This window comes from Acinetobacter baretiae, from assembly GCF_015627105.1.
Taxonomy (GTDB): domain Bacteria; phylum Pseudomonadota; class Gammaproteobacteria; order Pseudomonadales; family Moraxellaceae; genus Acinetobacter; species Acinetobacter baretiae.
On the sequence record NZ_VTDM01000023.1, the window covers coordinates 1 to 26,231 of the forward strand.

The 26,231-nt window shown below is 38.5% G+C and carries 25 protein-coding genes; 16 read left to right on the forward strand and 9 right to left on the reverse strand.

What is annotated here, in order from left to right; genetic code table 11:
• Positions 1-435 precede the first annotated feature (435 nt).
• From I2F17_RS09605 to polA, 7 genes are all read left to right on the forward strand, one after another.
• Positions 436-1,176: an MlaA family lipoprotein gene (locus I2F17_RS09605; RefSeq protein ID WP_407926562.1), complete on the forward strand. Its 741-nt coding sequence runs from the start codon at positions 436-438 to the stop codon at positions 1,174-1,176.
• Between the two features lie 54 nt (positions 1,177-1,230).
• Positions 1,231-2,199, forward strand: coding sequence for a PP2C family protein-serine/threonine phosphatase (locus I2F17_RS09610; protein WP_211139761.1), 969 nt, complete (start codon positions 1,231-1,233; stop codon positions 2,197-2,199).
• 111 nt (positions 2,200-2,310) lie between these two features.
• Complete coding sequence (locus I2F17_RS09615; RefSeq protein WP_196423728.1) at positions 2,311-2,820, forward strand: STAS domain-containing protein; 510 nt, start codon at positions 2,311-2,313, stop codon at positions 2,818-2,820.
• 23 nt (positions 2,821-2,843) lie between these two features.
• On the forward strand, positions 2,844-3,668 hold the full coding sequence (locus tag I2F17_RS09620; protein ID WP_211139762.1) for a carbon-nitrogen hydrolase family protein: 825 nt from the start codon (positions 2,844-2,846) through the stop codon (positions 3,666-3,668).
• Positions 3,669-3,749: 81 nt separating this feature from the next.
• Positions 3,750-4,571 carry a hypothetical protein gene (locus tag I2F17_RS09625; protein ID WP_196423726.1) on the forward strand — a complete coding sequence of 274 codons (822 nt, stop codon included), beginning with the start codon at positions 3,750-3,752 and terminating at the stop codon, positions 4,569-4,571.
• Positions 4,572-4,579: 8 nt separating this feature from the next.
• Positions 4,580-5,449 (forward strand): mechanosensitive ion channel family protein, encoded by an 870-nt coding sequence (locus tag I2F17_RS09630; RefSeq protein ID WP_196423725.1) that lies wholly within the window; start codon positions 4,580-4,582, stop codon positions 5,447-5,449.
• Positions 5,450-5,549: 100 nt separating this feature from the next.
• Positions 5,550-8,312: a DNA polymerase I gene (polA, locus tag I2F17_RS09635; RefSeq protein ID WP_211139763.1), complete on the forward strand. Its 2,763-nt coding sequence runs from the start codon at positions 5,550-5,552 to the stop codon at positions 8,310-8,312.
• Positions 8,313-8,500: 188 nt separating this feature from the next.
• On the opposite strand, the gene I2F17_RS09640 is transcribed toward polA, so the two are convergent.
• Positions 8,501-9,511 carry a metallophosphoesterase gene (locus tag I2F17_RS09640; protein WP_211139764.1) on the reverse strand — a complete coding sequence of 337 codons (1,011 nt, stop codon included), beginning with the start codon at positions 9,509-9,511 and terminating at the stop codon, positions 8,501-8,503.
• A 77-nt stretch (positions 9,512-9,588) separates the two neighbouring features.
• Between I2F17_RS09640 and I2F17_RS09645 the strand changes: the two genes are divergently transcribed.
• A complete protein-coding gene (locus tag I2F17_RS09645) occupies positions 9,589-11,193 on the forward strand; it encodes a phospholipase D-like domain-containing protein (RefSeq protein ID WP_196423722.1) in 1,605 nt (534 codons plus the stop codon).
• On the opposite strand, the gene I2F17_RS09650 is transcribed toward I2F17_RS09645, so the two are convergent.
• Positions 11,185-11,991: a lysophospholipid acyltransferase family protein gene (locus tag I2F17_RS09650; protein WP_213014468.1), complete on the reverse strand. Its 807-nt coding sequence runs from the start codon at positions 11,989-11,991 to the stop codon at positions 11,185-11,187. The two genes, I2F17_RS09645 and I2F17_RS09650, sit on opposite strands and share 9 nt — an antisense overlap.
• A gap of 141 nt (positions 11,992-12,132) precedes the next feature.
• Between I2F17_RS09650 and I2F17_RS09655 the strand changes: the two genes are divergently transcribed.
• The 4 genes from I2F17_RS09655 (at position 12,133) to I2F17_RS09670 (ending at position 14,754) form a co-directional block, all read left to right on the forward strand.
• Positions 12,133-12,270 carry a hypothetical protein gene (locus tag I2F17_RS09655; protein ID WP_196423721.1) on the forward strand — a complete coding sequence of 46 codons (138 nt, stop codon included), beginning with the start codon at positions 12,133-12,135 and terminating at the stop codon, positions 12,268-12,270.
• Positions 12,271-12,342: 72 nt separating this feature from the next.
• Positions 12,343-13,677 carry a ribosome rescue GTPase HflX gene (gene hflX, locus I2F17_RS09660; RefSeq protein ID WP_196423720.1) on the forward strand — a complete coding sequence of 445 codons (1,335 nt, stop codon included), beginning with the start codon at positions 12,343-12,345 and terminating at the stop codon, positions 13,675-13,677.
• A gap of 21 nt (positions 13,678-13,698) precedes the next feature.
• A complete protein-coding gene (locus tag I2F17_RS09665) occupies positions 13,699-14,070 on the forward strand; it encodes a hypothetical protein (protein ID WP_211139765.1) in 372 nt (123 codons plus the stop codon).
• A 12-nt stretch (positions 14,071-14,082) separates the two neighbouring features.
• Positions 14,083-14,754 (forward strand): LrgB family protein, encoded by a 672-nt coding sequence (locus I2F17_RS09670; protein ID WP_211139778.1) that lies wholly within the window; start codon positions 14,083-14,085, stop codon positions 14,752-14,754.
• On the opposite strand, the gene I2F17_RS09675 is transcribed toward I2F17_RS09670, so the two are convergent.
• Genes I2F17_RS09675 through pdxA form a run of 3 tightly spaced genes read right to left on the reverse strand, consistent with a single transcriptional unit; the run spans position 14,751 to position 17,405 of the window.
• Positions 14,751-15,596, reverse strand: a complete 846-nt coding sequence (locus I2F17_RS09675; RefSeq protein ID WP_211139766.1) for a symmetrical bis(5'-nucleosyl)-tetraphosphatase — start codon at positions 15,594-15,596, stop codon at positions 14,751-14,753. The genes I2F17_RS09670 and I2F17_RS09675 overlap by 4 nt on opposite strands.
• Before the next feature lie 4 nt (positions 15,597-15,600).
• Positions 15,601-16,416, reverse strand: a complete 816-nt coding sequence (gene rsmA / locus I2F17_RS09680; RefSeq protein WP_196423717.1) for a 16S rRNA (adenine(1518)-N(6)/adenine(1519)-N(6))-dimethyltransferase RsmA — start codon at positions 16,414-16,416, stop codon at positions 15,601-15,603.
• Between the two features lie 17 nt (positions 16,417-16,433).
• Complete coding sequence (gene pdxA / locus I2F17_RS09685) at positions 16,434-17,405, reverse strand: 4-hydroxythreonine-4-phosphate dehydrogenase PdxA (RefSeq protein ID WP_211139767.1); 972 nt, start codon at positions 17,403-17,405, stop codon at positions 16,434-16,436.
• A 258-nt stretch (positions 17,406-17,663) separates the two neighbouring features.
• Between pdxA and rplM the strand changes: the two genes are divergently transcribed.
• The gene (gene rplM / locus I2F17_RS09690) at positions 17,664-18,092 is read left to right on the forward strand and encodes a 50S ribosomal protein L13 (RefSeq protein WP_196423715.1); all 429 of its coding nucleotides are present in this window, start codon (positions 17,664-17,666) and stop codon (positions 18,090-18,092) included.
• Between the two features lie 12 nt (positions 18,093-18,104).
• Complete coding sequence (rpsI, locus tag I2F17_RS09695; protein ID WP_195769999.1) at positions 18,105-18,491, forward strand: 30S ribosomal protein S9; 387 nt, start codon at positions 18,105-18,107, stop codon at positions 18,489-18,491.
• Between the two features lie 48 nt (positions 18,492-18,539).
• Here the strand turns inward: rpsI and I2F17_RS09700 are convergent, their stop codons facing one another.
• A complete protein-coding gene (locus I2F17_RS09700) occupies positions 18,540-19,751 on the reverse strand; it encodes a glycoside hydrolase family 28 protein (protein WP_211139768.1) in 1,212 nt (403 codons plus the stop codon).
• Between the two features lie 182 nt (positions 19,752-19,933).
• Here I2F17_RS09700 and I2F17_RS09705 point away from each other — a divergent pair, with 182 nt between their 5' ends.
• On the forward strand, positions 19,934-20,587 hold the full coding sequence (locus I2F17_RS09705) for a glutathione S-transferase N-terminal domain-containing protein (RefSeq protein WP_196423713.1): 654 nt from the start codon (positions 19,934-19,936) through the stop codon (positions 20,585-20,587).
• 9 nt (positions 20,588-20,596) lie between these two features.
• On the forward strand, positions 20,597-21,019 hold the full coding sequence (locus tag I2F17_RS09710) for a ClpXP protease specificity-enhancing factor (RefSeq protein ID WP_196423712.1): 423 nt from the start codon (positions 20,597-20,599) through the stop codon (positions 21,017-21,019).
• A 61-nt stretch (positions 21,020-21,080) separates the two neighbouring features.
• Here the strand turns inward: I2F17_RS09710 and I2F17_RS09715 are convergent, their stop codons facing one another.
• The 3 genes from I2F17_RS09715 to dxs form a co-directional block, all read right to left on the reverse strand.
• Entirely contained in the window at positions 21,081-22,895 is a 1,815-nt protein-coding gene (locus tag I2F17_RS09715) for a DEAD/DEAH box helicase (protein WP_211139769.1), read from the reverse strand.
• A gap of 363 nt (positions 22,896-23,258) precedes the next feature.
• Positions 23,259-24,089: an inositol monophosphatase family protein gene (locus I2F17_RS09720; RefSeq protein ID WP_211139770.1), complete on the reverse strand. Its 831-nt coding sequence runs from the start codon at positions 24,087-24,089 to the stop codon at positions 23,259-23,261.
• A 114-nt stretch (positions 24,090-24,203) separates the two neighbouring features.
• Positions 24,204-26,129: a 1-deoxy-D-xylulose-5-phosphate synthase gene (gene dxs, locus I2F17_RS09725; RefSeq protein ID WP_211139771.1), complete on the reverse strand. Its 1,926-nt coding sequence runs from the start codon at positions 26,127-26,129 to the stop codon at positions 24,204-24,206.
• Positions 26,130-26,231: the final 102 nt, after the last annotated feature.

A 26,231-nucleotide genomic window follows, 5' to 3' on the forward strand; every position in this document is an offset into this window, starting at 1 on the left:
ACTCAACCCCCAACCAATCAATTTAAAGTCAAAACCCTAAATTAATCAACTAAGCTATTGTTTATCAAGAAGTTTCTCTCAACAGCACCGCCGATGGATACGCATTATATATAATCCCCTAGCCTTTGCAACCCCTTTTTATCTCTTATCTCAATTTATTTAATCAAATGTGTGATATCTGAACAAATATGGGAGTTTTTTAAATCCTTCGACCCTTTTTATAAAGATTTATGATGTTTTTGCCCCATTTAAAAATGCATGCTATAAACTAAGGTATATTATTTATGTTATTTTGGGTTTAATGGCATGTACAATCGATCTGATAAGAAAATTAAAATATCTTTATTTACATTATCGTTATTTTTGTCATGTGCTATCCATGCAGAATCCTCTTCGCCCATTACTGATCATAAAAGTAATCCGCAGAGTCAAGCTATGGATCAGTTGAGTCTCACTGAATCAGCACAAATGCAAATCAAGCATTTTGGAAAAAAATTATCTGTAGATGCAAGTGCATCTCAACCAGATCAGGTCAAAGATCCTTTTCAATCTTTCAATCGAAAAATATATGTATTTAACGATACATTAGACCATTATATATTGCGACCTGTAGCTGTTCAGTATAAAGCTAAAGTCCCTTCAGAAGTGCGTGGCTCTTACCGCTCATTTAGAGACAACTTAGGCGAGCCTTGGAATGCAACCAATCAGTTAATACAGTGGAAACCGTTAAAAGCACTGAAGACATTTGGCCGTTTTACACTAAATACGTTAACAACTCTTGGACTTGCAGACCCAGCACAGCGTTTAAATTTAGTACACGAAGATGAAAGTCTTGGTACAACTTTAGGGTACTACCATGTGCCATCTGGACCCTATCTCATGTTGCCATTTTTAGGGCCAAGTACCTTGCGTGATGGTTTAGGCTTAGTCGTAGATAAACAAGCTCGCTTACAAAAATATATTTTTGAAGATTACGATGGTTTGTATTGGACAGATACTGCTTTAGGTGCCATTGACTTAAGAAGCTCTTTTTTAGATCTTGAAGGTGCTTTACAAGGTGATAAGTATGCTGCTTTACGCGATGCTTACTTACAGCGTAATAAGTTTGTCATTGCAGAAAAACAAGGTAATGCAAGTGCGGATGTATCTTTTGTAGATGATACCAGTTCACCTTAGTTTGACTGAGTATTCAGCCATTATTTTACATTCTTTTCAGTATCATTGGTATTTATGTATTTTATTCAGCCTTCTCGTACGGTATCTCACCTTGATTTTGTTTTAAAGGCACTACCAAGTATTACATTTATTTCTATTGAAGATCTTTCACAATGTGATCCAAATGTTGTAAAAATCGCTGATGTACATGATTTTTTACAACATCAATGGCAAGGACCAACAGTTGTTCTTGCTTTTGAACATGAAGGCTCTGCATTAGCAGAAGCTTGGCAACTTGGCGCATTGGCAGGCTGGATTTGGCACAAAATACCTAAGCACCCGCTAGAACAGTTAAATCAAATTAATGCTCAATATAAACGCAACCAAGATAGTCGAGATTTACCGACCGCTGCTCTACTCCAGAAAAAATTACTGCCTGATGCCATAAATATTCCTAATTATGCGATCAATGCTTTTTTTAAACCCTCTGCATATCTATCTGGCGATTGGTATGATTACTGGAAAATCAGTGATAAAGAGGTCATTTTTTATTTGGCCGATGTATCTGGTCATGGGGTAGCAAGTAGTTTATTAACATCATGGATGGCTGCTTTTCATGGTAGCTCCAAACGACCCCGTGAGTTAATTAAAAAATTAAATGGTATGTTAATTCAAGAAGATATTGAAAAACATATTACGATGATTTCGGGAATTTTAAATTTTGAAACGCATACCTTGCGATGGTCTAGTGCTGGACACTACCCTCCTGCTATTTTATTTAATGATGTAAATCAACCTACTGTTTTAAATACTAGTAGTTTTGCTTTAGGCTTAACAGAAGATTTAAATATTGAAGAATTTGAATGTGTTTTGTCGAAAAATTCGCGATTTATTGTCTGTTCTGATGGTGTACTTGAAGCCTTTGAAGGTGGATTAAGTGAGCAATTCAAACAATTGGTCAAACAGTTCGAATATGGTGATTTTATTGCCCCTGATCACGTTGTAGATGATATCGCAATCTTAACGATCACACGAGAAAAATAAATAAATATCAGTAAGATATATCAAATAAAATGACTTTAACATACCACCCTCTTGAGTATATTTATAGGCTGTGGGATAATTACCCAATCCTTCTCAAGAAATGGCATATATATGTCAACAGGTCATGTTGAATATGCAAGCTTAAATGGCACTCACTTTTTCAAAATTATCGGAGAAGTACGTGCGCAGTCTTGTATAAGCCTCGACAAATTATTGGGTAAGATTGAGCAACAATCTACAAATATTGTGAGTGCTGTTGTGGATCTCACACAAACAACTTTTATTGATAGCACCGTGCTTGGAATTCTAGCCAAGCTAGGCATTAAGTTAAAACAGAAACATGCGATACAAAGCGTGATGCTTTCTACAAACCCAGACATTACAACTTTGGCAAATAGTATGGGACTTGGGCAAGTTTTCTCTATTTTAACATGTAATGAAGAAACACAAGTTTGTACTAAAGTACTGCCAGATGACGATCTAACACAAAGGTCTATGCTCACTACTGTACTTAATGCGCATAAAACCTTATGCCAACTTAATCATAGTAATAAAAATGTATTTGAACCATTAGTTAAACAATTAGAAAAAGAAAAAGATGCTTTAAAATGTAATCATTAAAATTTAATTGATAGGATGCAAATATGGCACGAGTTTCTGTTGCACAAATGACATCCCAAAACGTGATTCAAGAAAATTTAGCTCGTGTCAAAGATTTAGTCTTGGCATGTCAGGCACAAGGTTCACAACTTTTGGTTTTACCTGAAAATTTTTCTTGTTTTGCGCCTGGAAAACAACGAGAAACCGCTGAGCAATTTGAATATATTCAATCATATTTAGAAAATTTAGCACATACTCATCAACTCTGGATCGTTGCGGGTACAATTCCTTGCCCATTCAGACCCAATGGAGATATTGTCCCTCACGGCAAAGTACGTACCACCAGTTTATGTATTTCCCCCGAAGGTACGATTGCACGTTACGATAAGATTCATTTATTTGATGTGATGGTCAACGATGTTATTGGCGGCTATAAAGAATCTGAGCATTTTGAAGCAGGAGACGATGTAGTTATTGCAAAAACACCTTTTGGCCATATTGGCTTAATGGTTTGTTATGATCTGCGCTTTCCTGAATTGGCATTGGCTTTACGGCAAAAAGAGGCAGATTTTTTAACTGCACCTTCTGCATTTACTTTTTCGACAGGGCGTGCACACTGGCAAACGTTACTGCAAGCTCGCGCAATCGATACACAATGTGCCGTACTAGGTGCTGCACAACAAGGTTGGCATGGAGAAACACGTCAAACTTGGGGACATGCAAGTATCGTGAATGCTTCGGGTGAGGTATTATGCCAAGTGACTGAAGCTGGAAATCATGTTGTTCATACAGATATTGATCTCACAGAACAACAATCTATACGACGCAATATGCCACTCATGCAACACCGTCGCTTATTAAAAGAATAATTTTTAGTGCTTAGCACTGTATCCATCATGACTTTTTACGATATGCTATTGATTATTAGGTCATAGTTAAATGAGGCTGATGTGAACATTGATTCTATAGAAGAAAATCAAGCTTCAGATAAATCTTTTTGGTGGGGTGAATATACCTTTGAAATAGACACCCCTAGAACTTGGCAATTTGGATCACTGATTCTACGTATTACCCGTCACGCTCAAGAATGGCGCATGGAATACCATCGTCCTGTTTTACAACATGATGATGAAATGGGGTGGCATGAAATTATAGATGATCAATTTGCACTGCCAGAACCTGTACATATTGAACGTTATATGTTCAGAAAAACACAGCCTCAATTACAACTTATGCCTAAATTGGCAGATCATTCTGTTGTCATTCACCCTATTGAACCTATTTATGTTCCTGCAGGCCAAAAAGGATTACTGTACGTCACTACTCCTCTTTGGCTTGTTGGCTTTGCTGAGGGCCAAGAAGAACCTTTGTTTGATATGCCAATTATTCAACCTAAAGAAACATGGTTTGGCCCAGACACACGTAAAGGTGAATTGTGTTATGCCACTGAAGTCAATGGTCGTACAGATTTAGATAAATTAAGACATAATTTATTTAGAGCAGTTACGCCTGTGATTTTTCAAAATACAAGTCATGAACAACTGCGTTTTGATCGTATGAATGTACCCATTGTCGCTTTACCTTTATTTTATAGTGAAAGTACCAATCGTTTATGGACGTCACATATTCGAGTTATGCATGATGCTTCAGATAAACTTCCTCGTATTAAAATAGAAAATCGCACACCTCCTCGTGCTGGTGAGGTCATGTATATTCATGCACCTCGGTCACCCGGTGGCGTGTTATTTAATATGTTTGACTCATTTTTCTAGGCCAAATCATGGATAAAACACAAATTCCCCAAGATATTATTTCAAGCATAAAAGCACTATTTACATCGTTTAGCCTAGATCGTGTAAGTGAATTATTTATTGCTGTTTTACTGTGTACGATTGGCTTTATCAGCGCTCGCTTAGTCTCGAATATGTTTATTCGTACCATTGGCCTGCGCTTTAATGCACACCAACGTATGGTTTGGCGACGAGGTATTTTTTATACTATTTTTTTATTTTTTATTATTGCAGCACTGAAAGAAGCAGGATTTAAAGTCAGTATTTTTTTAGGAGCAGCAGGAATTTTAACAGTTGCTCTTGGTTTTGCCTCACAGACCTCTGTTACCAACATTATTAGTGGCTTGTTTTTAATTGGTGAAGGTTCTTTTGAAGTGGGTGATATGGTTCAAATGTCTCTTCTTCGTGGGCAAATTATTGAAGGTGAAGTCATCTCCATTGATTTACTGTCTGTAAAATTATTAACACTAGACAACACCTATATTCGTGTACCGAATGAACAATTAATTCGAATACCCGTTTACAATATGTCTAAATACCCCATTCGACGTATTCCATTGTCTATACCTATTTCTTTTCAAGAAGATCTTGGTAAAGTACGCAAAGTACTTATTTCGACAGCATTTCACCATCCATTAATTTTAAATGATCCTAAACCACATATGGCTGTGACTGAATTTGCAGAATCATTTATCCAGCTCAACTTTTTTGTTTGGTGTCATCAAAGTCACTATGGACAAGTGAAAGATGAAATTTTAGAGCGAATTCGCAATAGTTTTATTGAACATGATATTGAAATACCCGTGCCTAAAATTAGTTTTGCACAAGATCCTTTAGCAGACCTCACGATCAAACAGTAAGCCTTTATTTTTCTTTATTCTGTGAATGTACGTACTAAATCTGCCTCTAAGCTATTTTTTAACGTAAAATAGATAAAGATTTTATTGAGGAATGTTTGTTATGCCACCATTTGTTTTAGTTGATGGGTCTTATTTTTTATTTCGGGCATATCATGCACTTCCGCCACTGACCACATCTACAGGCCTACATACCAATGCCATTCGTGGTGCAATCTCTGCCATACAAAAACTCATGCGCCGCACACAGCCCACTCACATGGCTGTTATTTTTGACACCCCAGAGCCGACCTTTCGCCATCATCTTTCACCCATTTACAAGGGCAATCGTCCAAGTATGCCTGAGGAATTAGCAGAACAAATTCCTTACTTACATGCCATTATTCGTGCATTGGGCATTCCGTTATATAGCCTGCCCGGTGCAGAAGCTGACGACATTATCGGGACACTCACTAGACATGCAGAACGTGAAAATCAACACGTATTGATTTCGACGGGTGACAAAGACATGGCTCAATTGGTTAATGAAAATGTAAAACTCGAAGACAGCTTCAAAGAGCGCGTACTTGATGTTGATGGCGTATTTGAAAAATTTGGGGTATGGCCACATCAAATTATAGATTATTTAACACTCATGGGTGATGCCTCTGATGGAATTATGGGCGTTCCTGGTGTTGGACAAAAAACAGCAGCAAAACTACTCACAGAATATGGCTGTATTGGTCGTATTTTAGAAAATGTAGAACAAATTAAAGGTCGTGTAGGTAAAAATTTAGTTGAACATGCCGATGGCATTGCTCTAGATCATCAGCTTGCAAGCATCGTCTGTGACCTCGATTTATCAATTGAATGGGATGACTTAAAATTACAATCTCAAAATAACCACGAGCTACGTAGACTATATACTGAACTTGAGTTTCGCCATCAACTTCAATCTCTAGATCATCCAAACAACCCAAACAGTAAAACGTATCAAGAACAACAACGTGTTGCAGTCAACCAAGAAAACTCTGAGCAAAACACTAAATTCGATCATGCAACACAAAGTAGTGGCGATGACATTTTAGGTGAGGCAACCTATCATACGGTACTGAGTACAGAAGCGTGGGAAAAATTATTTTCACGGATACAAACAGCCACACACTTTGCCATAGATACGGAAACAACATCACTTGATTATCGTTTGGCTGAAATGGTTGGCTTTTCAATCGCTTTTGATGCAAAAGATGCCTATTACGTCCCTTTTGGGCATGACTACGAAAATGCACCACCACAATTAAACCGTGAAACGATCTTGGCACAAATCAAACCCATGATCGAAAATGAACACATAAAAAAAATTGGTCATCATTTAAAATATGATGCACATATTTTTGCCAACCATGGCATTACACTACAAGGATGGTATTTTGATACCATGTTGGCCTCTTATGTTCTCAATTCAACAGCCACTCGGCATGGAATGGATGATGTTGCTCGTTTGTACCTGAGTCATTTAAGTACAACATTTGAACAAATTGCAGGCAAAGGAGTAAAACAAAAAACATTTAATCAAATTGAGTTAGATACAGCAGGTCACTATGCAGCAGAAGATGCACATGTTACCTATCGTTTATACGAAGTACTTAAGAACAAGTTACAGCAAGACTCAACACTTCAAAATGTATTACATCAAATAGAAATGCCCGTTGCGGCTGTTCTTACTCAAATGGAAGAGCGTGGTATTCAGCTCGACCCTGTTTTTTTAGACAAATTAAGTGTTGAATTTTCAAAAACAATTCAATCCCTCGAGGAACGTGCCATAGACATTGCAGGTGAAGCCTTTAATGTGGCATCACCCAAACAAGTTGGTGAGGTATTGTTTGATAAGTTAGGGGTAAAAGGTGGTAAAAAAACGGCCTCAGGGCAATACAGTACCAGCGAAAGTGTATTAGAAAAAATAGAACACCCTTTGGCTGAAATTATTTTGGAGCATAGAGGTCTATCTAAACTCAAAAGTACTTATACCGACCGTTTAGTTGAACAAGCTCATCACGACACTTTACGTGTACACACTAGTTATCATCAAGCAGTCACAACGACAGGAAGATTGTCATCATCTGATCCAAATTTACAAAATATTCCGATTCGTAATGAAATTGGTCGTCAAATTCGTAAAGCATTTGTCGCACCTACTGGCAAAACCATCATTGCTGCCGATTACTCACAAATTGAACTACGATTAATGGCGCACTTTTCACAAGATGATGCATTAATTGATGCATTTCGCCAAGGCCAAGACATTCACAAACGTACAGCCGCAGAAGTACTCGGTATTGCTTTAGATGAAGTCACTTCAAATCAACGGCGTCAGGCCAAAGCAGTTAACTTTGGCTTATTATATGGTATGTCTGAGTTTGGATTGACTCGCCAACTTGGATTTACACGTGAAGAATCTAGAGACTATATTAAACAATATTTTCATCGCTACCCAGGTATTTACGAATACATGCAAAAAACCAGACAAATAGCCCTTGAACAAGGCTTTGTTGAAACAGTTTTAGGGAGACGTTTATATACACCTGAAATTAATGCACGTAATGTAATGGTCAGAAAAGCAGCCGAACGAGCAGCGATTAATGCTCCTTTACAAGGGAGTGCAGCCGATCTGATTAAATTGGCGATGATTGAGGTCGAAAAACAACTACCAAAAGATCAAATTAAATTATTGCTACAAGTACACGATGAATTAATTTTTGAAGCAGATGAGGATGCAGTAGATGTACTTATTCCCGAAATTGCGCGTATCATGTCATCAGTACACCCTCTTCTTGTACCGCTTGATGTTGATGTCGGACAAGGAAAAAACTGGGATGAAGCTCACTAAATGAGAATATAATGCAACAAAATATTGCAAGATGATGCGTTCGTGTTTTGATCTGTTAATATCTTTCATGTGCCATGAAAATATAATGGCTCAGCGCAAAACTTTATCTAGATTGCATTTGTTGAGCTCCTCCATTAAACAAATGTAATAGATTGCCCTTTTACACGATAAAAGGGCATTTTTTTGTCTTAAGATATGGTTAAAATATCGATTGTAGGGGGAACACGAAAACGAAAAGGCACACCAACCATTCCTATTCCTACGGTGACATATACATCTGCATGAGCATGTCGATATAAGCCACGTTTGTGTCCTAAAGTAGACTTATTTTTCATCATGATGTCTGTAAACCATGGTATTTCGACCTGCCCACCATGCGTATGTCCTGAGAGCATAAGTGCTTTATGAGCGAGTTTAGGAACCATATCTACTGTATCGGGATTATGCGACACAATAATAAATGGTTTATCTTGGGGTAATTTTGCAATAAATTGCATGTCTGCTTTGCCCGCCCATAAATCACCGACACCTACGAGCCGAAATTTGTCGAGTTCAATCACTTTTTGTTCGATATCAATAACATTAGATTGAGACAACCCAAATTTGAGTTGCTCTAAAATAGGAGGACCTGGAAATTCTTCATCATGATTACCATTGACCGAATACACAGGTATCTCCAACTGCTTAAATGCAAGCAAATGATCTGCTAATTCATGCGTTGGCTCATATGTCCAATCTCCTGCCACTACCACAAGATCTGGACGTTCTATATTAATTTGTTGAATCAATTTCTCAATTTGTCGTTTAGACCCTGAAAACAACCCAATATGTAAATCAGCAATTAATGCGATTTTTAAGGGTTTATCAGTATGCGCTTGTTGTGTTAAATGATAATCAGTATATTTCACCACCAAGCTACGAGGCTCTATAAAGTGAGCATAGCTGAGACATAAAATCATGATCAAGATGATTGCTGTACCCCAACTTGAAAACATCCCTTCACTCCATGCATATACCACCATAAAAAATAGCGGAAAAAGCAAATAACACAAATATCCAGCTAAAAGATGTATACATGCTTTAAAAGGTTGGTGAGTTAGCGTTTTAGACTGACGATACCATGACCGAGCAATTGCCCAAATCGCCACGAAACTCAAAATAATATAAAATACTTGAAAAAATAAACTAGAATCCAACACACTTTACCTCAGATCAGGGTAAATTAAGTTTACGCTACACATACACATGACTCACTCTTTAGGCTCACTTTATAAATATGATGTATATACCGACTTTATCTAAACTTCAAAAAGCGACTGTTCGGGCCATATACACATGTAGTATTTTCATCAGTTTAAATGGATGTAGTACACTTCCTGTCATGAAAGTACAAGAAAAAGCCATATACAGTACTGATTTTGATACCACTCAAACCCAATTGTCTCAGCTTATTACACCATTAAAGAAAAGCCACGTTGGCCTTACAGGATACCATCTTTTATTTGATCCTTTAGAAGCAATTGCAGCACGATTAAATTTGATTAACAAAGCACAAAAAACCTTAGATTTACAATATTACATATGGGATAACGACAAGATTGGTGCTTTAGCATTGTATGAAATTATTCAAGCCGCTGACCGAGGAGTAAAAGTTCGTATTTTAATTGACGATAACAATGCAAAAGAAATGGAAGGTATTTTTTTAGCATTAAGCCAACATGCCAATATTGATGTTAAGTTATATAATCCTTATAAATTCAGAAATTTACGCGTACTTGACATCATGCTTGATTTAAAGCGTGTTAACAGACGTATGCACAATAAAAGCTTTGTTGTTGACCAAAGTATTGCCTTAATTGGTGGACGTAATATGAGTAACCAATATTACTACACCAGTGAAAATTACCAATTTTCAGATCTAGATGTGGTACTGGTTGGGCAAGCAGTCAACGATATTAGTCATTCTTTTGATGACTACTGGAATGACTCATATGCCTACCCCGTACAACAAATTGTTAACCCTAACCAACATAAACTGCGTTATGACAGTTTAAAAAAACAATTAACCACACATTATGAAAAAGTTAGTGTACAAAATTACTTAGATTTAGCCAATCATTCACATGCATTTGACCAATGGTTATATCATGATCTAGATTTAGACTGGGTTAAAGCCAAAGTCGTTTACGATAATCCAAGTAAAATACATAATCGTGCTCAACCACAAGATTATTTAGAAACACAACTTTCTAGCTACTTAGATAATCCAAAAGATAATTTGGATATTGTTTCAGCGTATTTTGTGCCTGAAAAAGCAGGTGTTGCATTACTGAGCCGTATGGCGCAACAAGGGGTTAAAGTAAGAGTACTCACCAACTCATTTAAAGCCAATGATGTTTGGCTCGTACATGCTTTTTATCAAAAATACAGAACGGACTTACTTAAAAATGGTGTACAGCTCTACGAGTTTTTACCGACACTCAGTGATAAAGCACTCAAAGCCTATACCAAGAATGTCTCTCGTGATACCAAAATTAGCTTAAAAACCTTAAGTCGATCTAGTTTACACGCCAAAATGATGGCTGTAGATGAACAAGTCTTTATTGGTTCTTTTAATTTAGATCCACGATCTGCAAAATTAAATGCAGAGATTGGTGTTTTACTGTATAGCAAACCCCTTGCAGAAGAGATTCATCAAACACTTTCAAAAGACATTAATAACTATAGTTACAAACTCACCCTCACTCCTGATCAAAAAATCACGTGGATTACAGATACACCACAAGGTGAAGTTCATTACCATAAAGAACCAAGCATGCAGTGGTGGCAACAAGGTGGGTTAAAAATCATTTCATTACTGCCGATAGAAGGATTAATGTAATACTTGTGTGTGTAACCGATTTAAACCATCACGCATTGCTGTTTGTACAGTTGCTGTTAAACTTTCTAAATCGTGATCTTGCACAGAAATTGAAGGAATGAGTAGTACATGTGCTGTCACTTGAGGCATGTCTAAAACTTTTTGTACATGCGCTGCCATAGTGACATTACCATAATAAGGTGCCACCTGATCTAATTTTCCATCTTGGTTCACATAACAAATTAAAGCCACTTGCACAGGCTTTTGCGCAGCAATAGCAGCACCCAAAATACGACCATGTATACGTTGAATTTTTGTACCATCTGAGGTTGTTGCTTCAGGAAAAAATAAAACAGGCGTGTCTTGTTTTAAAAATGTACTAATTTGCTCACGAATCTTATTGGCATCGCCAGAACCACGTTTAATAAATAAAGTGCCCGCACTTTTGGCCAAGTGCCCAACAATCGGCCATGTTTCAATTTCAGCTTTGGCCAGAAAAAAAACGCGCGCACTCGACCCAAGTACCAAAATATCTAACCAAGACACATGATTACTTGCCCATAAAGCCGTAGCGTGTCGATCAATGTGCCCATGTACCTGTACTTTCACATTAAATACATCACACATTTTTCGACAAAACCATTGAATATATTTGGTATTTTCAGGCGTATTTGGAGATTTGTATAATTGATTTTTATAAACAACGAAAAAACCTTCTCCGATCACTGTCACACCATGACTCATTTTTTTACCATAGTGCAAAATACGCGTTGCTTTTCGTTGTCCAGCGTTAAGTAAGTTCTGTATTTTATTTATCATAATCAAAGTACAACACAAAAATATAATAAGGGTTGTGCTACACCACCATTCAAACAATCGAATAAAACAATTATATTTTTCAATTTTATTTAATTGTCCAATTCTAATAAAATTAGTTTATTAAAGGTAGGAGCAAAAGTTATGAATACTGTAAATCATGCAACAGAAAAAATGAAGTCACAAAATGCATTGTACCAATTAAAAATAATTGTGGGCTGTTCTATTTTATATATCGGTTCATTTTTATTGGTGTGCAAAGTATTTTCAACAATTTTATAAGTGTATTGTCTACCACCTAGTGCTACACTTTTTATATTCGATAAATTTTAGCTTAGGCAGGTAAACCAATCAGTGGAATATTTTGATCGGCATGAAGGCGGTGAGCGAGCAATACTCGTTCATGTTAACGTACAAATATTACAAGACCTTGACGCAGAAGAATTTCAGCTTCTTGCACAATCTGCAGGTGCAGATATTTTAGAACAAATTACGGCCCAGCGACAAAAGCCAGACCCCAAATTGTTTATTGGATCAGGAAAAGCAGAAGAGATTGCACAGTCTGTACAATCTCTTGAAGCCGACTTAGTTATCTTTGATCACGCCCTCTCACCTGCACAAGAGCGAAATCTTGAAAAAGTCTTTCAATGCCGTGTTATCGACCGTACAGGTCTTATTTTAGATATTTTTGCCCAACGTGCCAGAACGCACGAAGGTAAATTACAAGTTGAACTTGCACAACTTGAACACCTCTCTACCCGACTTGTTCGAGGTTGGACGCATTTAGAACGACAAAAAGGGGGGATTGGCTTACGTGGCCCAGGTGAATCACAACTAGAAACTGACCGTCGACTGCTTCGTGTTCGCATGGGACAACTCAAAGACAAACTCGACAAAGTACGCCAAACTCGTGTACAGGGTCGTGCCGCTCGCCAAAAAGCAGCCATTCCTACCGTATCCATTGTGGGATATACCAACGCAGGTAAATCAACACTATTTAATATTTTAGCTGAAAGTGATGTATATGCAGCTGACCAACTTTTTGCCACTTTAGACCCCACATTACGGCGTTTAACATGGGATGGGATTGGTGCTTTAGTTCTTGCAGATACCGTAGGATTTGTGCGTGATCTACCCCATGCCTTGGTTGATTCATTTAAAGCCACACTCGAAGAGACCCTCGAAGCCACCTTACTTCTTCATGTGATTGACAGCAGTAGTCCTGAAATGATGGAACAAATAGATGCTGTTGAAAAAGTTCTCAAAGAAATTGGTGCAGACATTCACACTTTACGGGTCTATAACAAAATTGATCGCAGCGGAGAAGACGCCAAAATTATTTATGCCAAGCCTGATGTTCCTGAACGTGTTTATGTATCAGCACACAGTAAACAAGGTTTAGATTTACTTAAACAAGCCGTACAAGAATCTTTACTCGGACATAGGCAGTCATTCCAACTGACCATTAAGCCACAACATGGTAAGCTCAAAACACAACTGTATGACTTAAATGTTATACAACACGAGCAATATGATGACTTAGGAAATCTAATTTTAGACATTGTTATTGCACCTCAAAAACTTGAAGAGATCATCAAAAAATTACATTTATCTATTCATGAAATTTTAGGTGAACAAGCACAACAATTTTCACGCCCATTAGAAGCATTCGAAAAAGAAACATCTTAGCGTATAAAGAGTACATCATTCATGCAAAAAATGAGCACCATTGATTGGCCAGCGTGGATTATCAATATTTCACTGATTGTGCTATTTCGTGAAGTTGCAGTTTGGCTCATGACTCAACTTCATCACCCAGAACTTGGCAATCTACTTGGTCTTGTTAGCCTTTTGGGGTGTATGGCACTTTGGCGGACATTTAAACGTTCACCATTACGAGTGGTCGATACCAATAATAAATTAATGAAAGAAAGCGCTTTTGCTTTTTTACCGATTTGTGCAGGTGCTTTAATTACACTCATGCATATGGGAAAGCAAACTTTGGTATTTCTATTGATTTTGTTTGTGAGTACCCTTGTTCCTTTATGGGTTTACGCTCGTATTTCTAAACGATTTTTATAAATATTAAAAGGAATATACGTGATTATTTATAGTTTTGCGCTGACGCTGATCGCTTACATTCTCGCAAAAGGCCTCAACACTTATCTGCCACGCATTCCTGTTATTGTGACAAGCATGTGCTTAGTCGTGGCGTTTTTGTATCTACTCGGTGTACCTTATGAACAGTATGCTATCAGTACACAAAATATTTTTAATCACTTACTTGGTTACGCCACCGTTGCGCTTGCCATTCCTTTAGCAACTATGCGTTATGATGACTTATCACTCAAACCATTAGTGGGCATTTTGAGTTTTGCAAGTTTGAGTGCCGTTAGCTTACCCATGCTTTTGGCATACTTATTTCATTTATCTGAACCGACTATTTTAGCATTTGCCACACGAGCTGTGACCACACCTATTGCTTTAAATATTGCCACACTCATTGGCTCTCCTGTATCTATGGTCAGCTTGATTGTGATTTTATCAGGGTTAATCGGTGGTGGTTTTGCATCATTGGTTTTAAAAAATATACATGATGAACGTGCAATTGGTTTAGCCCTAGGCCTTGCTGCACATGCCATTGGCACTGTTCAAGCATGGCAACGTAGTCCTGTTGCAGGACGATATGCAGCTTTTGGCATGGCTGTTAATGGCGTATTTACTGCCATTTGGTTACCACTTGCATTTTCATTGATTCACGGTTAAACCGTATGATTAATCGGATTTTTGACTGAAAAAACCTGCCCATCTTCTAACCGTTGTGCAATTAACGTATTTCCCCATACACAGCCACCATCCACATTAGACATGTGTGGTTGATGTGTTTGCCCCTCTAATGCCGCCCAATGGCCAAAAAATATCTGCTGTGGGCATTGATCTGTTCTTGCATAATTAAACCATGGCATAAAGCCCTCAGGCATGGTTTCCGATAAACTTTCCTTAAAACCAAATTCAAGCGTACCATCGTGTGCAATCAAGCGCATACGTGTTAAATAATTAATAATCACTCGAAAGCGATCTTCAGCCACTAAATCATTTGACCACAAACTTGGTTTTTTACGATACATTTGTGCCAAAAAACGATCGACAACTTGCCAATCTTGGCTTTGTAAAATACGTTCTACCTCATGTGCATAAGCTTTTGTTTGTGCGATTGACCAAATATGGGGAACCCCTGCATGGGTCATGATCGTAGATGCATTAAGTTGTAAAAATAAAGGTTGCTGACGTAACCAATCGATCAACTCAAAGGCATCATCTGCAGATAAAATATCATCAATACGATCTTTTTTATTAATTTTTTTAAAGCCACGGGCACAAGCCAATAAAGTTAAATCATGATTTCCAAGTACAGTTGCCGCACAGCCTTGTATGCTCATATTTTTAATCAAACGCAGTGCAGACAAAGAGTCTTCACCACGTGCTACTAAATCACCTGTAAACCACAAAAAGTCCTGTGATGGATCAAATGCAATTTCATCAAGCAACAATAACAATGCTTGGTAGCAACCTTGCACATCACCAATCACATAATTAGACCCAGTCATTGTACTAAGACTCAAGCATTTGATCTGAAAGTGCAACAAATTGAGCCAGTGACAATGTTTCAGGTCGAGCCATTGGGTTAATTCCTGTCATTTCGAATGCATCTTCAGACAACATACCTTTTAAACTATTACGCAATGTTTTACGACGTTGCGTAAATACATGTGCCACCAATCGTGCCAACGCTTTTTCATTTTTTGCAACAATGGGCTTTATATCATGCGGAACTAATCGAAACACCGCACTGGTCACTTTAGGTGGAGGATTAAATGAACCAGGGGGTACTTCAAATAAAAAACTGGCTTTACTGTAATATTGAATCATCACCGACAAACGGCCATACTCTTTGGTATTTGGCTCAGCCGTAATTCGATCGACCACTTCTTTTTGCAACATAAAGTGCATGTCTTTAATATTTCCACCAAAAGTTAACAAATGGAAAAGTAAAGGTGTTGAAATATTGTATGGTAAATTACCCACTATACGTAAAGGTTTTTCTGGTTGAAACAGCGTTGAAAAATCGTACTTCAATGCATCAGCTTCAATGATTGTTAAACGCTCAGGATACGGCACACGTGCAGGTAAGCCCATCGCCAAATCTCGATCTAGTTCGATCACCGTCAAGGCATCACATTCACCAATCAAAGGCGATGTTAATGCTGCCAAACCGGGACCAATTTCAACCACATTTTCACCTGCACGAGGATGAACTGCCCGCACAATCTTTGTAATTACACGTTGATCGTGTAAAAAGTTTTGTCCAAAGCGTTTTCGTGCCTGATGCCCTTCTTCTTTTGGGTTCAAGGCATTAATCTGATACATATATAAATTCCAACAAATTATTTATCATGTGCCAACTGTAATGCCAACATTACAGCCACATGTAAACTAGAAGCTTTGGCTTGACCTGTACCTGCTAAACTCAACGCTGTGCCATGATCAACAGAAGTACGAATAAACGGTAAGCCCAACGTAATATTAACAGCTTCACCAAAGCCTTGAGATTTTAACACAGGTAAGCCTTGATCATGATACATTGCCAACACAGCATCGGCATCTTTTAAATAATCGTGCCTAAACAGCGTGTCTGCTGGTAAAGCCAAGCTGATGTTTTCACCGCGCTGACGATATTGCATCAGCACAGGATTAATCACATCAATTTCTTCATGACCCAAATATCCACCTTCGCCTGCATGTGGATTTAAACCACACACCAAAATTCTTGGTTGAATAATTTTAAATTTCTTTTTTAAATCATCGATTAAAATATCAATCACTTGTATCAAACGTTGTTCAGTAATATTTTCAGCTACCGCTTTTAAAGGTAAATGGGTTGTTACTAAAGCAACTCTCAAATTTGCTGTCGCCAACATCATCACGACTTGTGCCACTCCAGCCATCTCTTGATAAAATTCTGTATGACCACTAAACGCAATTCCAGCATCATTGATAACTGATTTTTGTACAGGCGCAGTGGCTATACCAACACTTTTACCAGATAATGCATATTGTGCTGAACGTCGTAATTGTTCGACCACATAGTTAGCATTCTTTACATTAAGCTGTCCGGCTTCCACTACTTCAGCCAATGGTACCGATTCAACATAAAGTTGATGTGGCTGAGCAGGTTCAGACTGTCCCACATACTCAATACATTCTACATTTAAACTCAATTGCTCTGCACGAGCTTGCATCAAGTTTATATCCGCTAAAACAACAATAGGACGATCGTAAACTTGCTCTGCAAGAGACAAACAAATATCAGGTCCAATACCAGCAGGTTCGCCACTGGTCACATAAAGTGGTTTCATAGGTTTTCCTGTATGTTTTACGTGATAAAGAGAAAGTTTAACAATTATACGCCAAGACCACATTCACACGATTGATTATTTTAAAATCACGCTAAAAAATGACACTAAATTACTTTTCATTGTGTATTGATTAAGCTAGAATGTGCGCTCAATTTTATATTGACGTTGTGATGTCGAATGATTTTTTCATAGATATCCAACTTTTTTATTGTTTGAGCACGTTTGTGTTCAAACCAACTATAATAGGTAATGTAGTAGATGAAAACTCTCAGCGCAAAGCCAGCTGAGGTTCAACACGACTGGTTCGTTGTTGATGCTTCTGGCAAAACTCTTGGTCGTTTAGCGACTGAAATCGCTCGCCGTTTACGTGGTAAGCACAAAACATCTTTCACACCTCACGTTGATACTGGCGATTACATCGTTGTTATTAATGCAGAGCAAGTTCAAGTAACTGGTAAAAAAGCCTTGAACAAAAAATACTATCGCCACACTGAATTCCCAGGCGGTTTAAAAGAAACTAACTTTGAAAAGTTAGTTGCACATAAACCAGAAGAAATCTTCCAACGCGCTGTAAAAGGCATGTTGCCAAAAGGCCCTCTTGGTTATGCAATGATCAAGAAGATGAAAGTGTACGCTGGCAGCGAGCATCCTCATACTGCTCAACAGCCACAAGTTTTAGACGTCTAAGGGATACTGCACATGGCTACTAATTATGGTACAGGTCGCCGTAAGACCGCAACTGCACGTGTTTTCTTGTCTGCTGGTACAGGAAACATCAAAATTAACAATCGCTCTTTAGAGCAATACTTCGGTCGTGAAACTGCACGTATGGTTGTTCGTCAACCATTAGAGCTTCTTGACGTTGTAACTAAATATGACCTTTACATCACTGTTAAAGGTGGTGGTATTGGTGGTCAAGCTGGCGCAATCCGTCACGGTATTACTCGTGCGCTAATTGCATCTGACGAAACATTAAAGTCTTCGCTTCGTCAAGCTGGTTTCGTTACTCGTGATGCTCGTGAAGTTGAACGTAAGAAACTTGGTTTACGTAAAGCACGTAAACGTCCTCAATTCTCTAAACGTTAATCCGTTTACAGAAGTTGGACAAAAAACCTCGGATTTTCCGAGGTTTTTTTATTTATCCTCTACAATTGATTGCTGCAATAACCACTCTACATGGTCTAAACCACTCACATTTTGTAAATGAATATGCAAAGGCTGTTTTGCATTGTTTCCATTAAAAATTAGTTTCGATGCACCTAAAATAGCAATATTCTGGTAATAGATATCGTGCCAATGGGCTTTTGTATCACCTATTTTATTTTCATACATGGTATCTTGTACCAAAGCATGCTTTACATGCTGTAAAGTCACATGCTGATATAAAATGTGTGAAACCTCACCTGCTGTAACTGCATTACTTTTTATTCTTAAACCATTTTCAGCATCATGAATATATAACCAATCAACATCGATGGCATAAACACCTGCTTGTGTTTCACTCCCAATAGACAACCCATGCCCTGCAGCAAAATTATTATCAATGATAGAAATATGGTGTGATGGCCCTGTGTGTATATTGGCTTTAATCGCAATATGGTCATCGCCTGTAGAAATATGGCTGTGTGTAATGGTGACATTTTCTGACGAGTTAATATCTATACCATCAGTATTTCGAGCATCACTTGGATTATCTAGGTGCAAATCCCACACCGTTAAGCCATTGCTTTGTGAAAAAACCAATCCAAAATGTGGTGCATTTTTAATACATAGCTGATAAAACGTCATATTTTGGCTATGATTAATTTGAATTAAACGTGGTGCATTATATTTGGCATGTAAATGTTGTGCCTGTTTTGCCAATTGCCACCAACTCCAAGGTTGATCTTGTAACGTTTCACCCCCTTGTCCATCAATTTCACCTTTCCCATAAATACCACCATTTAAAGCATGTTCAAACGTAATTAATGGCAAACAACCATTTCCATCACCATTCAACACACCACAACGATGCCCCCCGCGATCAAAAATTGCACTTTTATTTATTGCTCGAAGTATTACATTTTCATCAATTTTTATACTTATACCCGTTGGAATGTTTAACGGGCCTGTTAAAAAGACCTTATTTTGTGCTGTTTGTTTCAACTCTACTGCTTGTCCAAATGTACAATGCATTAGTGCAGATTGAATATCTGATGTACGATCATCATCACCATTGGCAAACAAAGTACGGCAGATCATGGGTTGTTTGGGCTCAGTGACTTGGCGAGTATCTTGAGCAAAACTCAGTATACAAACACAACATGAAAAAAAACCTACAAAAAATTGCACCAAAGAAGTGAACATATTTTATGTCAAACACATCATCGAAATATCATAGTTAAACATGCCCATATCATTTCTCCCTTAAAATAACACATCGAACCCTATAAATCATGACATTGATCAATAAAAGAAATGGCTTAAATCGTGCTTTTAAAACCTATTTTTAGTATGCTAATCGATTGACGTAACCACATAGTACTTGTATGGCACTCGACATTTCAGACAATCAAAGTATGACTTTATTGAGTCACTCAGATGATTTTAGATCGCACTGGGTTCGATTTATGCTTGCTGAAAAAGAAATCAAACATCAACTGATTTTAACGGACTATGACGATGAGGATCTAATTTCACTGAGCCCATATCAAAACTTACCCGTACTGCTAGATCAAGGTGTTAAATTATTTAATACTGCAATTATTGCCGAATACTTAGATGATCGATATCGTCAAAATAAATTATTTACAGATAATCCAATTCAACGAGCAGAACAACGACAATACATTTGGCGTTTTGAAAAAGATTGGTTCCAATTGGCAGACCATATGCTACGCCATGCCGATAGCTTAGACTTAAATAAGAAGAAATTGGCACAAAAAAAACTCCAAGATACCCTTATCTCTCTTACCCCTTTGTTTCAACATTTTCCATTTTTTATGTCAGATCATTTCTCTGTACTTGATTGCATGATCGCACCAATGCTGTTACGTTTAGAAAGCATGGGAGTTTTACTCCCAACCACACAATGCCGTGCTATTTTTTTGTACCAACAACGTTTATTTAATCGTACAAGCTTTGTCAAAGCAATGACAACACAAGAAAAAAATCGGTATAGTAAACACCTTGTAAAACGCTAGAGTAAACTCATGTCTGACCAAGAAACCCTTTTCACGCCTACACGACCTTACCTTGCACGTGGTATTTATGAGTGGATCTGTGATAACCAGCTTACCCCTTACTTATTGGTAGATGCGACTCAACCCAATACAGACGTACCACTACAATTTGTTAAAGATGGGCAAATTGTACTAAATACTGCGCCACATGCTGTTCATCAACTCAATATGAGTAATGATGCAATCACATTTTCTGCAAGATTTGGTGGAGTTTCTAAAAATATTTATATTCCACTTGTTGCTTTGATTGGTATTTATGCCAAAGAAAATGGACAAGGCTTATTTTTTGATCCAACCGAATATGATGGTATACAAGAGCACACACCAAAAGAAGAAACCAATGAACCTACACCTGAAATTAAAAAAAGACCAAGTTTAAAAATTGTTGAATAATCAATATTTAAAGACATAAAAAAAGCCAGTATAAATACTGGCTTTTTTTACATATGATTAATTAATCATTAAATTTGCGACGTGGGCGGTCATCGAAACGACGCTCACCGCTTGGCTTAGTTGATTTTCTATAATCAGTACGGTTACCACGATTATCATCTGAAGCACCAAAGCGAGGCTTGTCATTGAAACGACTTGGCTCACGATTTGGACGGTCTGAGTTAAACTCACGTTTTGGACGGTCTGAACCAAAGTCACGGTTCGGACGGTCTGAGTTGAACTCACGCTTTGGACGATCTGAACCAAAGTCACGGTTCGGACGGTCTGAATTAAATTCACGACGTGGACGATCTGAATTAAATTCACGCTTTGGACGATCTGAACCAGAATCACGGTTCGGACGGTCTGAATTAAATTCGCGACGTGGACGATCTGAATTAAACTCGCGCTTTGGGCGGTCTGAATTAAATTCACGATTCGGGCGATCTGAATTAAACTCACGCTTTGGACGATCTGAGTTAAATTCACGCTTTGGACGATCTGAGTTAAATTCACGCGCTGGACGATCGCCATCACGTTTGAACTTGCCTTCACCTTCGAAACGACGTCCGCCACCGAAACCACCGCCACCATTACGGCGACCACCATCACGTTTACCACCGCCATTACCACGACCGTTGCCACCGTCACGACGTGAACGTGCAGGAGGTGGAGATGGCTCTAACCCTTCAATTTCAGAAACTTTAAGGTTAGTTTCTAAGTAATCTTCTAACGCACGGATTTTGCCACGCTCACGATAAGTTGCTAATGTAACGGCTTGGCCTGTACGACCAGCACGACCTGTACGACCTACACGGTGTACATAGTCTTCATTTTTCATTGGCAAGCCAAAGTTAATCACGTGAGAAATTGTTGGAACATCTAGACCACGTGCTGCAACATCTGTTGCAACTAAAATACGTGCACGACCTTCACGAATACTACGTAAACGACGATTACGTACAGTTTGTGGCATTGCACCATGCAAAGCAACCACAGAATGACCAGCTTCTGATAATTCTTCAGCAAGCATATCTGTATCTTCTTGCGTACTTGCAAAAACTACAGCTTGGTCTAAGCTTTCATCACTTAACCAGTGTGAAAGTAATTTTTTCTTGTGTTCAAAACCATCTGTCCAATGCAACGTTTGCGTTACATCTGTATTGGTTGAATGGCCTGTTTCAATTGCAATACGCTCAGGCTTATTCATCATACGTTCAGCTAAACTGATAATACGTCCTGCAAATGTTGCAGAGAACATTAACGTTTGCTTACGGTTATTTGCAAAATCACTAATCGCTTCTAAATCTTCAGAGAAACCAAGATCAAGCATACGGTCTGCTTCATCAACAATTAAAGCATCAACTTGGTCTAGTTTGATTTGACGACGATTAACCAAGTCAAGTAAACGACCTGGTGTTGCAACAACAACTTGAGCACCTTTAAGTTGTTGAATTTGCTTACCAAAAGGCATACCACCCATCACAGCAGCGATACGAACGCCTTTCATGTGACGAACAAAACCAATCGCATCTTGGCTCACTTGTTGTGCAAGTTCACGAGTTGGACATAATACTAAAATATTTGGCTGAGTTACTGCACGCATACGATCTTTAAACGATACAAGTGCATCATTTGCAGCAAGTTGGTTTAATGTTGGCAGTAAAAATGCTGCAGTTTTACCTGAACCTGTTTGGCTAGATACAAGTAAGTCTTTACCAGCTAGTGCAGCTGGAATCGCCTGCTCTTGTACAGGCGTTGGGCTTGTAAAATTTAGCGCCTCTAATGCTTGTGTAAGAGATTCGTGTAATGAAAAATCGGCAAAAGTTTTGCTCATAGAGAGTCTCACCCAACGTGGGTGCTCCATTTAATAATGAAAAATAAACATCGGCAACAGCGGCCAGTAACATCAGCTGAAAAAATGGTAAGATTCAGCGGCGATCCGAGATACGACGATGTGGATAGTACGCACGCTTGATACGATAGCAACCTGAAGAATCGCTTTTAGCGATTGGGGCGCGAGAGTTCGTCCTCTATGGACCGACGCGCATACACAATAATAAGAAGAGAAATGTTCAGGTAATGAACGAAAATGAAGTGCGTGATCGAATTATATCAAAAAAAATTAAAATGTCACGTTATTTTTTTATTTTCAAACAAAAGGGCAATATCAACTGCCCTTATTGTTAAAATTTATACTTTATTTTACTGCATCTTTCCAAAACGGCGTCACTGCTTGCATTAGTGGTTTCAACATTTTCATAGATGTTGCAATCACTTGACCATTTTGCATTGAATCTGAGCCACCACGTGCATCAACCACAATACCACCTGCTTCTTTCACAATCAGCTCACCTGCAGCAATGTCCCAAGGTTTTAAACCTAGTTCAAAGAGGCCATCAAAACGACCTGCTGCCACATATGCTAAATCAAGTGCAGCTGAACCACCACGGCGGAATTGTGCCCCTGCTTCGGTAACAGCAAGCATAGCATCAAAATGTTGTTTTGCATAAGAGATCACTTCGCCATCACGTTTAGCGCGATAAGCATGACCTACTGAAATAAATGTGTTTTGTAAATTTTCTTTCACATTGACACGAATACGGCGTTGATTCAATACTGCACCACGGCCACGACTTGCAGAGAATAACTCATCACGCACAGGGTCATAAATCACCCCATGTTGTGTCACACCTTTATGTTGTACCGCAATTGAAATACAAAAATGAGGTAGTCCATGTACAAAGTTCAACGTGCCATCGAGTGGATCTATGACCCAACACCAATCAGCATCATGACCTTTACCTTCTTGCAAACCAAATTCTTCACCTAAGAAGCTGTGGTTTTTATAGCTTTTGCGTAATGTGTCAATGGTCAGTTGTTCAATGTAGCGATCAACACGGGTGACAGGACCTTCAATGCCTTTTTCTTCAACCTGTAGGTCTAATTTATGACGATTTTGATGTGCTTTTAAAAGCTCTTGACCAACTAATTGAGCTGCTCTTGCAGCCATGACCACCATCGGTTCCATTAAACACCCGCGCTAAGTATTGAAGATTTTGACAAAGAATAATGCATATAAGCAGGTCTATTTTAACAAATCATCCTCATTTTAGATAGGAGTTATTCTGAAATAATTTTCAGCTTACAACATAAGTTGCATGGTATTTTGCCATGCTTGCTCGACACTACGTGTAATACCTGCTGAATCTAAACCTGCCTCATGTAGCATCTGACTGTGTTCTGCATGTTCTAAAAAGCTATCTGATAATCCTAAGTGAATGATTGGTTTAACAATAGTGTCTTTAGCCATATATTCACTGACTGCACTCCCTGCTCCGCCCATAATGGCATGTTCCTCGACCGTCACAAACAAAGTCGTGACCTCACTCAATGATTGAATGATATGTTCATCTAATGGCTTAATATATCGCATATTAACGACACAAACATTCACTTCTAGACGGTCAAATATGTTTTGTGCTGCTTGCATTGCAGGTGCAACACGGCTACCAAACGCCAAAATTGTAATTTGTTCGTCACTTTTGTGATTCAGTTGCAATACAACCTCTGCACGACCAATCTCTAAACAAGTCAGCTCTTCTTCAACATGCACGCCTAGACCTGTTCCTCTTGGGTATCGCACAGCCGCTGGACCTTGATAACAATAGGCTGTGTGCAACATTTGCCGACATTCGTTTTCGTCTTTGGGTGCCATCAGTACTAGATTTGGAATTGTACGCATATATGCATAGTCATATACACCTGCATGTGTTGGGCCATCTTCGCCCACTAAACCTGCACGATCAATACCAAAGGTAACATCTAAGTTTTGTAAAGCGATGTCGTGAACCAATTGATCATACCCACGTTGTAAGAACGTTGAGTAAATCGCAACCACAGGTTTCACTCCTTCACAAGCCATGCCCGCAGCCAAAGTCAATGCATGTTGCTCTGCAATTGCCACATCAAAAAAGCGATCTGGATATATTTTTGCAAACTCAACCATGCCAGAACCTTCACACATGGCAGGCGTAATTGCTAATAAACGCGTATCTTTATGGGCTTCATCGCACAACCATTGTCCAAAAATATCAGAATATTTTGGTGGTGTTTTCGGTGTAATTAACGGCTGTGTGGTTACCGTTTGAGATACTTTTGCAATGGCATGATACTTAATAGGATCTGCTTCTGCTGCTGAAAAACCTTTGCCTTTTTTAGTATAGACATGAATCAGACGTGGCCCTTTACGTTGTTTAACCGCGTGTAAGACCCGTACCATTTGTTCAAGATTATGCCCATCAAATGGACCGTAATACTCAAAACCAATGGCTTTAAATAAGTTATCTGGCGCTTGTGTTGCTGGTTGGTGTAATCTAGAACGATACTCCCAATCGGGGTACGGCTCAATCACAGGCTCTCCATTCACATTAATATTAACAAACTGCCCTTGTTGCCAAATCCCTGCTAAATGTTTGGCAAATCCACCTGTACTACACGAGATCGACATGTCATTATCATTAAGAATGACCATGATATCCGCTTGATGAGCCACAGCATCGTTCATCGCTTCAAATGCCATGCCTGCGGTCATTGCACCATCGCCCACAACCGCAACAACATCACATGGTTTTTTTTGATAACGACGTGCCAATGCCATACCAACAGCCGCTGAAATGGCTGTTGAAGAATGACCCACTCCAAATGTATCAAAAATCGATTCATCTCGGGTTGGAAACGCAGCTAATCCACCTTTTGAACGAATACTCGTGATCTGTTCACGGCGCCCTGTGAGAATTTTATGAGGATATGCTTGATGTCCAACATCCCAAATTAAGCGATCTTTTGGTGTATTTAAACAATAATGTAGTGCAATAGTGAGCTCTACTACGCCTAAATTTGCGCCAAAATGACCACCGCTTTTCCCTGCTGCATACAAAATATATTGACGTAACTCATTTGCAATTTGCACCAGTTGTGATGTAGCAAATTGACGTAATTGTTCTGGATCATTAATCTGATCTAACAATGGCGTAACAGGACGTTGAGCCGGTATTTCTGTATACAACATATGTAGCAGAGCCTTTTGTAGCCTGGTCAATCCAAAGCTTAGGGGTAAGATTTAAACCGACAATTCTATCTGATCGGTGCTTATTTTCAATGTAATATATGC